General features: G+C 60.0%; 12 protein-coding genes. 8 read left to right on the top strand and 4 right to left on the bottom strand.

Features of this window, described 5'->3' with window-relative positions:
* Positions 1–112: 112 nt before the first annotated feature.
* From DDQ68_RS18605 to DDQ68_RS18580, 6 genes are all read left to right on the top strand, one after another.
* Entirely contained in the window at positions 113–2,143 is a 2,031-nt protein-coding gene (locus DDQ68_RS18605; protein ID WP_245897107.1) for a capsule assembly Wzi family protein, read from the top strand.
* 332 nt (positions 2,144–2,475) lie between these two features.
* Entirely contained in the window at positions 2,476–4,320 is a 1,845-nt protein-coding gene (locus DDQ68_RS18600) for an ABC transporter ATP-binding protein (protein WP_109657648.1), read from the top strand.
* Positions 4,321–4,378: 58 nt separating this feature from the next.
* Positions 4,379–4,819, top strand: coding sequence for a hypothetical protein (locus tag DDQ68_RS18595; protein WP_109657647.1), 441 nt, complete (start codon positions 4,379–4,381; stop codon positions 4,817–4,819).
* Between the two features lie 30 nt (positions 4,820–4,849).
* Entirely contained in the window at positions 4,850–5,446 is a 597-nt protein-coding gene (lpcA, locus tag DDQ68_RS18590) for a D-sedoheptulose 7-phosphate isomerase (RefSeq protein WP_211320173.1), read from the top strand.
* 175 nt (positions 5,447–5,621) lie between these two features.
* Positions 5,622–7,157, top strand: coding sequence for a YifB family Mg chelatase-like AAA ATPase (locus DDQ68_RS18585; RefSeq protein WP_109657646.1), 1,536 nt, complete (start codon positions 5,622–5,624; stop codon positions 7,155–7,157).
* Positions 7,158–7,167: 10 nt separating this feature from the next.
* Positions 7,168–8,199, top strand: coding sequence for a quinone-dependent dihydroorotate dehydrogenase (locus DDQ68_RS18580; protein WP_109657645.1), 1,032 nt, complete (start codon positions 7,168–7,170; stop codon positions 8,197–8,199).
* On the opposite strand, the gene DDQ68_RS18575 is transcribed toward DDQ68_RS18580, so the two are convergent.
* Positions 8,144–8,830, bottom strand: a complete 687-nt coding sequence (locus tag DDQ68_RS18575) for a hypothetical protein (RefSeq protein ID WP_109657644.1) — start codon at positions 8,828–8,830, stop codon at positions 8,144–8,146. The two genes, DDQ68_RS18580 and DDQ68_RS18575, sit on opposite strands and share 56 nt — an antisense overlap.
* Positions 8,831–9,276: 446 nt before the next feature.
* Here DDQ68_RS18575 and DDQ68_RS18570 point away from each other — a divergent pair, with 446 nt between their 5' ends.
* Positions 9,277–9,948, top strand: a complete 672-nt coding sequence (locus tag DDQ68_RS18570) for a porin family protein (RefSeq protein ID WP_109657643.1) — start codon at positions 9,277–9,279, stop codon at positions 9,946–9,948.
* 243 nt (positions 9,949–10,191) lie between these two features.
* Positions 10,192–10,797 (top strand): porin family protein, encoded by a 606-nt coding sequence (locus DDQ68_RS18565; RefSeq protein ID WP_109657642.1) that lies wholly within the window; start codon positions 10,192–10,194, stop codon positions 10,795–10,797.
* Between the two features lie 101 nt (positions 10,798–10,898).
* On the opposite strand, the gene DDQ68_RS18560 is transcribed toward DDQ68_RS18565, so the two are convergent.
* The 3 genes from DDQ68_RS18560 to plsY form a co-directional block, all read right to left on the bottom strand.
* Positions 10,899–12,272, bottom strand: a complete 1,374-nt coding sequence (locus tag DDQ68_RS18560; RefSeq protein WP_109657641.1) for a dipeptidase — start codon at positions 12,270–12,272, stop codon at positions 10,899–10,901.
* Positions 12,273–12,521: 249 nt separating this feature from the next.
* Positions 12,522–13,091 (bottom strand): GNAT family N-acetyltransferase, encoded by a 570-nt coding sequence (locus DDQ68_RS18555; protein ID WP_109657640.1) that lies wholly within the window; start codon positions 13,089–13,091, stop codon positions 12,522–12,524.
* Positions 13,092–13,166: 75 nt separating this feature from the next.
* Entirely contained in the window at positions 13,167–13,811 is a 645-nt protein-coding gene (gene plsY, locus DDQ68_RS18550) for a glycerol-3-phosphate 1-O-acyltransferase PlsY (protein WP_109657639.1), read from the bottom strand.
* Positions 13,812–13,868: the final 57 nt, after the last annotated feature.

Below are 13,868 nucleotides of genomic sequence, written 5' to 3'. Positions count from 1 at the left end.
CCGCGGGGGCCCCAAGCAGGTCCCCTACGCTGCCAACGGCCGCTTGCGTAGGTTTGTTAATTGATGGGTGCGGCGCGCAATGCCCCTGGCTTTACCGAGTTGCTTATTTGATATGAAACAGATCCTTTTACTCCTCGCTACCTACGCATTACCGGCCGGCTTCGCAGCGGCCCAAACGCCTGCCACCCCAGCCCCCGCCACGCCCACCATCCCAGCGCGAGGCAACGAAACCTCGAACTGGTACATCTTTAACGATACGCTGAAGCCCGCGGCCAGAACGCCCCTACCGCTCCCGGCGGCAGCCCCGGTAGCCGCCCCGGTAGCCACGCCAATGGCAATGCCAGCGGCGGCCCCGGTAGCAACGCCGCAGCCCGACAGGGCCGCGGCGGACGTGGAGGCTCCGGCTAGCCCCGCGCCGTTCTCCACCCAGGGGGCCCTCTACGTGCCGCTCGATGCGGACACGTACCGGCTCATCGACCGCTACGCCATCAAGTACGGACCCGACTCGCTGAACGACCCGCACACCAGTGCCCGGCCCTACACCCGCGCTGGCGTGGCCCGCCTGGGCGAGCGGCTCCTCTCGCCCGACAGCACCGGGGTGGGCCCCGGCACGCTCTCGCGGGCCGACCGCTTCAACGCGCAGTACTTATTGAAAGACAACTGGATGTACTCGGTACCGGGCAACAGCCTGAACGAAAGCAAGCAACCCATCCTCACGTATTTCTACCGCGACCAGACCGACTTTTACCACGTTCAAACCAAGGATTTTACTTTTCGGCTGAACCCGGTGCTATTGCTGCAAGGCGGCAAAGACAGCGGCAACGGCAGTATCGACGGCCTGCGCTACGTGAACACGCGGGGCGTCTCCTTTGAAGGCACCGTGGACCAGCGGCTGGGCTTCTACGGCTTTTTGACCGATAACCAGGAGGCCGTGCCGGGCTGGGTGCAGCAGCGTATCCAGCGCGACAACCTGACCGGCGGGCCCGTGGCCCCGCACGAGGGCTACACTAAGTACTTTAAAGTGCAAAATGGCAGCGCCTACGACTTCTTCACGGCGCGGGGCGGCGTAACCTACGCGGCCACCAAGCACATCAACATCCAGTTTGCGCACGACCGCAACTTCATCGGCAACGGCTACCGCTCGCTGATTTTATCGGACTACAGTGCGCCGTATTTCTTCCTAAAATTCAATACCCGCGTCTGGAAATTCAACTACCAGAACATTTTCGCCGAGCTTACGGCCCAGCGCGAAAACGCCGACCAAGTGTATCCCAAGAAATACCTGGCGCTGCACCACCTGAGCTTCGACGTGACCAAGAATTTCAATATCGGCGTGTTTGAATCGGAAGTATCGGGCGGGCCGGGCCGCGGGCTGGAAATTCAATACTTGAACCCAGTTATTTTCTACCGCGCTATTGAGCAAAACGTGGGTTCGGCCGACAATGCCTTACTGGGCCTTGATTTTAAGTGGAACATTCGGCACCGCGCCCAGCTTTATGGCCAGTTGGTGCTGGACGAGTTTAAGTTGAACGAGATTTTAGCCGGCAACGGCTGGTGGGCCAACAAGCAGGCCGTGCAGGTCGGCGGCAAGCTGCTCGACGTGGGCGGCGTGCAAAACCTTGATTTGCAAGTGGAAGTCAACTTCATCCGCCCCTACACTTATCAGCACGAAACCATTTATACCAACTACCAAAACTACCAGCAGCCGCTGGCCCATCCCATGGGGGCCAACCTGACGGAACTGCTGGCGGTACTCAGCTACCAACCCTTGCCCCGCCTGCACCTGGTAGCCAAGGGCTTTTATACGATGCAGGGCCTTGATGCACTGCCTACTACCGCTACTGCCTATAGCAACAACGGGGGCAACGTACTGCTCTCGTACAACCAGCGAGCTCCTTCCACTACCCCCGGCACCGACGTCGACCACGGCTACCGCGTAGGCAACGGCGACAAAAGCCACCTGTTCCACGCCGACTTTACGGCCACCTACCAGCCGCGCCTCAACCTGTTCCTAGACGCCACCCTCATCACCCGGCACCAAACCCTAAACCAGCCCACCTATTATGGTGCCATGAGCGGCAACGAAACCTACGCCTCGGTGGCTGTGCGCTGGAACATCGCCAAGCGCCTGAATGAATTTTAATCACTGATTAAACTGATTAACCGTGATTTCGCAGATTCAAAGAAAAAGGCGGCAAGTAATTAACGGCTTTTACCAATCATTAAGTACCCGTCGGTAAATAGCTTATATTAAAACAGCCGGCCATGCTGAGTTTGTTGAAGCATATACGCTGCGTAACTAACTTTAAATATTGTAGTTAACCCCGAATAAGAGATGCTTCGACTACGCTCAGCATGACGCTCTTTACATCAAACTAATTAGCAACGGGTACTTACCGGCTAGGAATAATTGCGATAACACACGTGAAATTAGGAATCAGCGAAATCACGGTTAATCTGCATAATCTGTGATTTATGAAGACGTACCTCCGCATCCTGCAATACGCCCGGCCTTGGCTTGCATTTTTACCCCAATACCTGTTGTACACGGTGCTGACCATCTTTTTCAGCATCGGTAACTTCACGCTGATCATTCCGTTGCTCAGCGTTTTGTTCGATAAAACGGACAAGATGCCCGCGCAGGCCCCGGCCCACCTGCCCGTCTTCAAGCCCACCATCGATTGGGTGACGCAGACCTTCAATTATTTCTTTGCCGATGTATTGGCGGCGTATGGCAAGATGGGGGCCCTGGCCTTTGTGTGCGGGATAGTAGTGGCCTCGGTGCTACTGAGCAACGTGTTTCGCTACCTTAGCCTGCGGCTTTTAGCCAAGGTGCGGGCCCGCGTTATTCTCAACCTGCGGCGCGACTTGTACTACCGCGTGGTGGGGCTGCAACTGAGCTTTTTTTCGAGTGAGCGCAAAGGGGATTTGATGTCGCGCTTCACGGCCGATGTGCAGGAAGTAGAAACTTCGGTAGTGAATACCATGACGGCGGTTATCAAAGAGCCCCTCACCATCGTGGCGTATTTTCTGGTGCTGTTTCACATTTCGGCCCCACTCACCTTGTTCACGCTGGTGCTCCTGCCCGTATCGGGCGGCATCATTGCCAGCATCGCCAAGCGGCTGCGGCGGCAGGCCGAAATCAGCCAGAGCACGCTGGGCTCCATGATGTCGGTGATTGACGAGACGCTGGGCGGCATCCGGGTTATCAAAGCGTTCAATGCCCAGGGCTACATCAAAGACAAGTTTGATGAGCAAAACAACCGTTATGCCAGCACCTCGCGGCGCATTGACAACACCCGCGACCTAGCCTCGCCGTTCTCTGAATTCGCCGGCGTGTCGGTGGTGGCGGGGCTGCTGTACTTCGGCGGCTCGCTCATTTTGGGCGGCAACACCACGCTAACCGGTGAGGTGTTCATCGGCTACGTCATCCTATTTTCGCAGGTGCTCACGCCAGCCAAGGCGCTGTCGGGCTCATTTGGCAACATCCAGCGCGGGCTGGTGGCCGGCGAGCGGGTACTGCGCATCATCGATACCGAGCCGACGGTGCGCGACCGGCCGGGGGCCCTGGTGCTCCCGCCCTTCGCGCACGAAATTGAGCTGCGCGACGTGCAGTTCAGCTACGGCGACACGCCGGTGCTCTACGACCTGAACCTGACTATTAAGAAAGGCCAGATGGTGGCCCTGGTGGGCCCCAGCGGCGGCGGTAAGAGCACGGTGGCCGACCTGCTGCCGCGCTTCTACGACGCCAGCGGCGGCCAGATTTTCATCGACGGGCACGACGTACGCGCCTGCACCATCCACTCGGTGCGCGACCAGATGGGCATCGTCACGCAGGAAAGCATCTTGTTCAACGACACGATTTTCAACAACATCCGCTTTAACACAGAGGCCACGGAGGCCGAAGTCATCGAAGCCGCCAAAATCGCCAACGCCCACGAGTTCATCGTGGCCAGCCCCGACGGCTACCAAACCATGATTGGCGACCGCGGCGGCCGCCTCTCGGGCGGGCAGCGGCAGCGCCTGAGCATCGCCCGCGCCATTTTGCGTAACCCGCCGATTCTGATTTTGGACGAAGCCACCTCGGCGCTCGATACCGAGAGCGAAAAGCTGGTGCAGGAGGCCCTGCAACGCCTGATGGCAGCGCGCACCTCGCTCGTCATTGCCCACCGCCTGAGCACGGTGCAGCACGCCGACGAAATCATCGTGCTTCAGCACGGCCGCATTGTGGAGCGTGGCACCCACAACGAGCTGCTGCGCCGGCCTGGCGGTGTGTACCAGCGCCTTAGCTCGCTACAAACCAACGCCGCGCTGGTGTAGGGCCCCGGCGGGGCTTATCTTTATTGCCGAACCCTTCACTTAAAAACTTTCTCTCCTCATGATTGCGCTCAAACGTTTCGTTTCGGTAGTGGTGATGGTGTACCTGCTGCTGGCCCTGCTGTTCCTGCTGGTGCCGGCGGTGCGGAATCAAATAGCGGACCTGGGAACGGCGCTGTCGGAAGTGGAGCGAGAGCGGGACTTCTTCCAGATGCTGGCCACCATCGGGGCCAGCATCCTGGCCGTACACCTAGTTGTTGAGAACCTCGACAGCAGCCTGTTGCGCCGCAACGTGGCCAAGCAAGATAGCCGCATCAACGAGTTAAAAGCCAGGCTCTACGACCACCAGCAGACGAGCCAGCCGCTGGGTACCGGGCCCCAGGGCGCGCCCGCCAACCGCTACGGAACCCCCACCGCGCCGCCCGCACCGCAGCACCCAATGTTTCCGCAGCACGATCCCAGCCTGCCCAATACGCCTTCGGCCGAGCGGCCGCAGCTGTAGTTCTTTTTTTCCGCGCCCCACCCTTTTCGCGTGCCCCATCCCACCACTGCCCTCACCGCGGCCATCCACGCCGAACTAACCGAAGCCCGCGCCGTGCTCGACCACTTCCTGGCCGATGAAACCAACCTGGCCCGCATCGCCGATACGGCCGAGCTGATGGCGAAAAGCCTCAAAAACGACGGTAAAATCCTCACCTGCGGCAACGGCGGCAGCCTCTGCGACGCCCAGCACTTCGCCGAAGAGCTGAGCGGCCGCTACCGCGCCGACCGCCGGGCCCTGGCCGCCATCGCCCTCACCGACGCCTCGCACATGACCTGCGTGGGCAATGACTATGGCTTTGAGTTCGTCTTCAGCCGCTTCGTGGAAGCCCTGGGCCGGCCGGGCGACGTGCTGCTGGCCATCAGCACCAGCGGCAATTCGCCCAATGTGCTCCGCGCCGCCGAAGCCGCCCGCGCCCAAGGCATAAAAGTAGTGGCCCTCACCGGCAAGGACGGCGGCGCGCTAGCTAGCATCTGCGACGTGGAAATCAGGGCCCCGCACAGCGGCTACGCCGACCGCATCCAGGAAATCCATATTAAAGTGATTCACATTTTGATTATGCTAATTGAGCAACTGGTGCTTAGCTAATTTCTGCTTAAACAGGTTATCATATTTAGAAAAGGCCGTCGTGCAGAGCGCAGCGAAGCATCTTTACTGCGCTAGTAATCATGATTAGTTACGCGGGAAAGATGCTTCGCTACGCTCTGCATGACGGCCTAATTATCAATTAATCAATCAAATATCTTCTGTTACTAATTATTTTATGCTAACCAAAACCTTCGGCTCGGCCGTGCAGGGAGTCAATGCCTACACCATTATTATTGAAGTAGTAGTATCGGCCGGAACGGGATTCAACGTGGTGGGCTTGCCCGACAACGCAATCAAGGAGAGTCAGCAGCGGATTGAGGCGGCGCTAAAATTCCGCGGCTACCGGATGCCGCGCACCAAAACGGTGGTGAACATGGCCCCGGCCGACATACGCAAGGAGGGCGCAGCCTACGACTTGCCCATTGCGCTGGGCATTTTGCACGCCTCGCAGCAGCTGAACACCGAACGGCTGCACGAGTATGTGATTATGGGCGAGATGTCGCTCGATGGCGAGCTACGGCCCATCAAGGGCGTGCTGCCGATTGCCATTCAGGCCCGCAAGGAAGGCTTTAAGGGCATCATCCTGCCCAAGGAAAACGCCGAAGAAGCGGCCATCGTCAACAACCTTGATGTGCTGGCGGTGGGCAGTATGCAGGAGGCCATCGACTTTTTGGAGGGCCGCGCCGATGTCAAGCCCACGGTGGTGGACACGCGCGACCTGTTTCAGCACGCGGTGAACAAGTACACGGCCGATTTTGCCGACGTACAGGGCCAGGAAAACATCAAGCGGGCCCTGGAAATTGCCGCCGCCGGGGGCCACAACGTGATTATGATCGGGCCCCCAGGCGCGGGCAAAACCATGTTGGCCAAGCGCCTGCCCAGCATTTTACCCCCGCTAAGCATGCAGGAGGCCCTGGAAACCACTAAAATCCACTCGGTGGCCGGCAAGCTGGCCGGCGGCGGACTACTGAGCACGCGGCCGTTCAGGGCCCCACACCACACAATTTCGGACGTGGCATTGGTAGGCGGCGGCAGCAACCCGCAGCCGGGCGAAATCTCGCTAGCCCACAACGGCGTGCTGTTCCTCGACGAGCTGCCCGAGTTTAAGCGCTCAGTGCTGGAGGTGATGCGCCAGCCGCTGGAAGAGCGCCGCGTGACCATCGCCCGCGCTAAAATCAGCATCGAGTTTCCGGCCAACTTCATGCTCATCGCCAGCATGAACCCGTGCCCGTGCGGCTACTACAACCACCCCGAAAAGGAGTGCGTATGCGGCCCCGGCGTGGTGCAGAAGTACCTCAACAAAGTCTCGGGGCCCCTGCTCGACCGCATCGACCTGCACGTGGAAGTGACGCCCGTGACCTTCGACCAGATGACGGAAACCCGCAAGGCCGAAACCAGCGCCGAAATTCAGCCCCGCGTGGACAGGGCCCGGCAGGTGCAGGAAGCCCGCTTTAAAGAGTTTCCCGACGTGCACTCCAACGCCATGATGCCGCCCCAGATGGTGAAGGACATCTGCGAAATCAGCCCCGCCGGCCGCATGCTGCTGAAAACGGCCATGGAGCGCCTCGGCCTGAGCGCCCGCGCCTACGACCGCATCCTGAAGGTAGCACGCACCATTGCCGACCTTGCCGGCACCGAAGAAATCCAGATCCAGCACTTAGCCGAAGCCATCCAGTACCGCAGCCTCGACCGCGAAGGTTGGGCCGGATAAGACCCTATATATGTATAAATCCGTCGTTAAGCCCCTGCTTTTCAAACTCGACGCCGAGCGCGCCCACCACTTCGTGTTCGATAATTTGCGCCGGGCTGCCCATGTGCCGGGCGTCAGGGCCCTGTTGCGCGGACTGTACGACTACCAGCATCCGAGCCTGGAACGCACGGTATTCGGCCTGAAATTCGCGAACCCCGTAGGCCTGGCGGCGGGATTCGACAAGAACGCGGCCCTTACCGACGAGCTAGCCACTTTGGGCTTCAGCTTCGTGGAAATTGGGACGGTAACGCCCCGGCCGCAGTCCGGCAACCCGCAGCCGCGCCTATTCCGGCTGCCGCAGGACGAGGCCCTGATCAACCGCATGGGCTTCAACAACGACGGGGCCCCAGCCGTGGCGGCGCAGCTGGCGCGGCGGCGCAACCACCAGCTCATCATCGGCGGCAACATTGGCAAGAACAAGGACACGCCCAACGCCGAAGCGGCGGCCGATTACTTGGCCGCTTACGACGCCCTAGCCGAAGTGGTGGATTACTTCGTGGTGAACGTGAGCTCGCCCAACACGCCGGGCCTGCGCGAGTTGCAGGAAAAGAAGCCGCTGATTGACCTGCTCCAGCAGGTGCAGGCCCGCAACCTGGCCCGCCCCGTACCGCGCCCGCTGCTTCTCAAAATAGCCCCCGACCTCACCGACGCCCAGCTCGACGACATCATCGAAATCGCCGAGGAAACCCACCTGAGTGGCCTCGTGGCCACCAACACCACCATCGGCCGCGGCGGCCTGCGCACCGACGCCGGCCACGTGGCGGGCCTGGGTGCGGGGGGCCTCAGCGGCAGGCCACTGCGCGAGCGGGCCACGGAAGTGATTCGCTACCTGCACCGGCGTAGCGCGGGCGGCTTGCCCATCATCGGAGCGGGCGGCATCCATTCGGCAGCCGACGCGCAGGAAAAGCTGGCGGCCGGCGCCTCGCTGGTGCAGCTCTATACTGGCTTTATTTATGAAGGGCCGGGGCTGGTGAAGCAGATAAACCGAAGCCTGGTGCGGTAGCCGCCCGCCCGGCCCGCACCCGGCGCTGCCACCACCAAATGACGGACACCCCCAGCACCGTGGGCCACAAAAAATTGTACGGGAACGGGATAAAGCGCAGGCTAGTAACCGAAAACGCCGACACCGCCGCGATGTACGCCGCCATAAAGCCCGAAATGTGGTTCAGCAGCCACTGGGTTTTGGCCCAGTGGCCGGCGTTGGCATAGCCGCGCAGCTGCCGCCCCGCCGTTAGGGCCCCCAGGGCCCCAAACACGCCCACGGGCACATTGCCCGCCGCGAAGGCGTAGGCTACCGTGCCCGCGAACACCACCAGGCCAGTGCCCGCCACGGCCCAATCGAAGGCCGCCACGCGGGCATTCCAGGCCAGCGGCTTCAGAAAAATGGAACGGTAGCCAAACCCGGCCATGTACAGGCTGAACACCGCCGTGAGCAGCAAAAATAAGCTGTGGATGTGCTGTGCCCCGGCAATGGCCGTGGTGCCGGCCACCGCCATTGCCCAAAAAAATACGCGGCCCCAGAGCCGGTGGGCCGCTCCGCCCTTGCGGACTGCCAGGGCCACCGGAGCCACAAAAAACCCGATGACGCCGGCCGTAATGTGCAGGTAGCGGTTATATTGAAAGAAGGTTTCCATGGTTGGGCGCGGCCAGTAGTGCAGCCACGGCCGAAAGATGGAAAAGACTTCGCCACTGGACCAGCTTTTTTTACCGAACCGTTTCAAAACCAGCCCCAACCCCAGCGGTGGGGCCCTGAAGCGTTTGGGCCCCGGCGTACGGTCAGAGCCCGGGGCCCCGGCACGCGCCGGGCTAGGGCGTACAGTTCCAAACTAATAAATCACCACAGTTTGAATTGAACCACTGGCTAAGTGCCGTGCAGCCCTAATGCTTTCAGCACCACGCCATCAGGAGGAATAAGCACGGAAATAAATTGCGTGAATTAATTCTGAATTATTAAAAGAGGAAGTTTTTTACAAAAAAACCGCAACCCTGCTAATCCCAGGCCCGATATAAGGCACGTTCAGATTGGCAATTTGCCGTTGTGAGTAATTGTTAATTATACCTTTTTTACATTCTTTCAATTATGAAGAAAGTAATCCTTCCCCTCGCCCTCCTTGCCGGCATCGTTGGCACCGCAAACGCCCAGACCGGCATTAAATACGGTGTGAAAGGCGGCTATAACCTGGCTACTTTCTCCGGTTCCGATTCGCAGGGCAGCCAGTACAAGTCGGGCTTTACGGCCGGTCTTTACGCCAACTTTGGCATTGCCGACAACTTTTCGGTGCAGCCAGAAGTGCTGTTCTCGCAGAAGGGTGCCTCGATTGACAACTTCCAGAACCTGCCTACTACCCGCTTTAAAACCACGCTGAGCTACATCGACGTGCCCGTGCTGCTGCGCGTGAACGCCGGCCAGGATGGCAAAGGGCTTTTCTTTGAACTGGGCCCCCAGGCTAGCTTTTTGGTGCGCAACCGCGACTTCACGCAGACCGGCAACGCCAGCACCCAGAGCACGGACAACACCAACAGCGCCGACATGAACAAGACGGTGCTTGCCTATGTAGGCGGCATCGGCTACCAGATCACCAGCGGCCTGAGCCTTGGCCTGCGCTACACCGGCGACTTTACGCAAGTGTACAAGCAAGGTATTTCAGCTAACTACGCTGGCCAAGCTTACGCCGGTGGCAACGGCAACAACCCTAGCGTGCACAACTCGGTATTCCAATTCCAAGTAGGCTACGCCTTCGGCGGAAAATAAGTATTCGATAAGACAAAATAAAAACCCGGCCTTTTGTAAAGGCCGGGTTTTTATTTTGCATACAATAGTAGACCTAATTATTTATTATCCAGAAAATATAAAAATATTTTATTGAATAATAAAATATTGATCCATTCTATACGTTACAAAACATCTTGTTCTATAAAAAAATAAGCTCCGCGTTACTGATCAAAGAGATAACACCGTATTTTTGCGGCTTGCTATTTCCACCAAATTAATTTCATGAGAAAATCAATTATTACTATTGCGTTGCTAATGAGCATGGGCAGCGCGGCCCAAGCGCAGTACCGTGGCCGCGGCGGCAACGTATCGCTGGGCCTTAAGGCTGGTGCGTCGCTTACCGATTTTGTGGGAGCCGACGCCAAGAATATCTTCAATAATCGCTTTGGCTTCCACGCCGGCATCTTCGCTAATATTGGCCTCACGCGGCTAGTTGCCTTTCAACCCGAAGTGCTGTACTCGCAGAAGGGTGCCAAGACCAACGCGGTGGACGTCAACTACCGCCTGCACTACATTGATGTGCCGCTGGCCTTCCACATCAACACCGACGGGTTCTTTTTCGAAGCAGGGCCCCAAGTTGGTTTCCTAGTGGCCGCGAAGTACCAGTCCGGCAGCGCGTCAACCGACGTTACACCTAGTTACAAGAGCGTTGATTTTGGCTATTTGGCAGGCCTGGGCTACCAGCTCAAGCACGGCCTAGGCCTGGGCCTGCGCTACAACGGCGAATTCACCAATTTCCCCACTTCCTATCCGATGGGCAATACGACGGTGCAGTCCCGGGCGCGCAACAGCGCATTCCAGCTCTACGCAACGTACTCGTTTAACTAGCCGCCAGGCTGTTTAGGGCCCCAAAAAGGCCCGGCTTCCTGACGGAGGCCGGGCCTTTTTAGGGCCTTAAACGAGGGCCCTGCTGGCGCTTGCCCGGGGCCCTACCGCGTTTCCGCGGCGGCGTAGTTGCGGTAGAAGTGCGGGATGGTTTCGATGCCTTTCAGGAAGTTGAAGACGCCGAAGTGCTCGTTGGGCGAGTGGATGGCGTCGGAATCGAGGCCGAAGCCGAGCAGCACCGAATCGATGCCTAGCTCGGACTTGAACATGGCCACGATGGGGATGGAGCCGCCCCCGCGCGTGGGCACCGGGGCCTTGCCGAAGGTAGTTTCCATGGCGGCGGCGGCGGCGCGGTAAGCGGCCGAATCGGTGGGCGTTACGACGGGCTCGCCGCCGTGGTGGGGCCGCACCTGCACCGTAACGCCGGCCGGGGCAATGCTGGCAAAGTGCTGCTGAAACAGGGCCGTAATCTCGTCGCTAGTTTGGTTTGGTACGAGGCGCATCGAGATTTTGGCGAAGGCTTTCGAGGCGATGACCGTTTTGGCACCCTCGCCAGTGTAGCCGCCCCAAATGCCGTTCACGTCGAGTGTGGGCCGGATGCTGGTGCGCTCGGGCGTGCTGTAGCCGGCCTCGCCATAGGCTGCGGGCAGGCCGATGCTGGCCTCAAAATCAGCTTCGTTGAAGGGCGCCTTAGCCAACTCAGCGCGGGCCGCGGGCGTCAGCTCCTCCACGTTGGCGTAGAAGCCGGGGATATTGATGTGGCCGTTTTCGTCGTGCAGGCTGGCAATCATGGCGCACAGCGCGTTGATGGGGTTTTGCACGGCCCCGCCGTAGAGGCCCGAGTGCAGGTCGCGGTTGGGGCCCGTCACCTCCACCTCGTGGTAGCTGAGGCCCCGCAGGCCCACCTCGATGCTGGGCACGTCGTTGGCCAGCATGCCGGTGTCGGACAGCAAAATGACGTCGGCTTGCAGCTTTTCCTTGTTGGCTTGCACGAAGAGGGCCAGGTTGTTGGACCCAATTTCCTCCTCGCCCTCGATCATGAACTTGATGTTGCACGGCACGCCGCCCTGGCCGTCGCGCATCATCATTTCGAAGGCCTTGACGTGCATGTAGGCCTGGCCCTTGTCGTCACAGGCCCCCCGGGCGTAAATCTTGCCGTCCTTGATAACCGGCTCAAACGGCGGCGATTGCCACAGCTCGTAGGGGTCGGCGGGCTGCACATCGTAGTGGCCGTACACGAGCACCGTGGGCAGGGCAGGGTCGGTGAGGTAGTCGCCGTACACGATGGGGTTGCCGGCGGTTTCGTACAGGGCCACGTTTTGCACGCCGGCTTCTTCGAGGCGGGCCTTGAGAAAATCGGCGGCCCGCAGCACATCGCCGTGGAACTTGGGGTCGGCCGATACGCTGGGGATGCGCAGCCAGTCAAGCAGCTCGTCGAGGAAGCGCTGCTGGTTATCGGCAAGATAAGAAACGGCCATAGGATGGGCGGTAATGGTGGGAAATCAGCAAAAGTTGGGCAAAAGTAATTGCGCCAGCGGGCTTCAAATGAAACAGCCTTATTCCTGAATTAGAAGAAAAGCAGCACGTCATGCAGAGCATTCTGCGCATCAAGCAGCGACGAATCATCATTCCGGCGCCAGTATTCAGGATTAGTTGCGCGGAAGAGATGCTACGCTCTGCATGAAGTTCTTTTTTGTGCAATTTTTATTCAACAACAACTCCAGTGCCTAAAGGACACCGACCCGGGCCAGGCGTTGCGCGTACTCACGCCGGGTGAGACGGTATTGGGCCAGGGTGTGGTACTGGCCATCGCGCTTTACGTGCTCCACCAGCTCGCCCTCTTTCACCATGCCGTTTTTCAGCATCACAGCCCCCGAGCCCGGGTTTTGGGTGGTGTGGTTGGCCAGGATTTTATTGAGCAGCAAGTCGTCAAAGCCGTAGCGCAACACAGTGGCCAGGGCCTCGGTCATCAGGCCCTGGTTCCAGTAGGGCACGCCCAGCCAGTAGCCCACCTCGGCGCGGTCGAAGCGCGGCTCGGTTTTGAGGCCAATGCCCCCGATGAATTCGCCGGTGGCCCGCAGCTCGATGGCAAACGTGATGCCCGCGCCTACTGCGTGCGCTTCCCGGCTAGTTTTCAGCCAGTTCTGGGCATAGTCGGGGCGGTAGGGGTGCGGCATGTTGAGGGTGTTGCGGGCCACGGCCTCGTCGCTGGCCAGGGCCACGATGCGCGGGACGTCGGCATCGGCCAGTTCGCGCAACACCAGGCGTGGAGTTTCGAGGCGGGGAAAGGGGGACATTGGGGGAGTGGGAAATAAGGAACGGGGAGCAAGGGCGAAGCAGCTTGGCGGCGTCTTCCTGCCTCTGGGAAGACGCTACCGGGCCCAGGGCATGGGCACCCGGCTCTCGGTGCCGGCGCGCAGCCGCCCGATGTTGGCGCGGTGGGTGTACACGAGCAGGATGGCGATGGCAAAGCCCACTCCTAGCATAAACGACTGGTCAGGCTTGAAAGGCTTCATGGGCAGCAGCTGGAGCAGCGCAAAGGCCAGGCCGGCCGTCATGCTGGCCAGCGACACGTAGCGGAACAGTGCCAGCATGGCCAGAAACACCAGGATGCACACGCCCACCGTAGCCGGCGCAATGGCCAGCATCATGCCCACGATGGTGGCCACGCCCTTACCACCCCGGAACTGAGCCCACACCGGGTAGATGTGCCCCACCACGGCCAGGGCCCCGGCACCCAGCTGCGCATACAGCAGGGGCCCCGAGCCAGCTGGGGCCACCGCCAGCCACGCGGGCAAGGCAGTGGCCACGTAGCCTTTCAGCACGTCGATGGCCATTACGGCCGAACCGGCTTTTTTGCCCAGTACCCGGAAGGTGTTGGTGGCCCCGGCGTTGCCGGAGCCGTGCTGGCGGATGTCGGCCAGGCCAAAAAAGCGGCGGCCCACCCACAGCGCCGTAGGGATGGAGCCGAGCAGGTACGCCGCCAGCAGTGCCAGCAGCAGCAAAGGAATGTTCATAGCCGGGCAAAGGTACGCCGGGCCCCCGACCGCCCCCGGGGCCCCAAAAAAGGCCCT

Origin of the sequence: Hymenobacter nivis (assembly GCF_003149515.1) — a bacterium.
GTDB lineage: Bacteria > Bacteroidota > Bacteroidia > Cytophagales > Hymenobacteraceae > Hymenobacter > Hymenobacter nivis.
The sequence above is the reverse complement of the archived record's forward strand: the minus strand, read 5'-3'. Positions and strand labels throughout refer to the sequence as shown.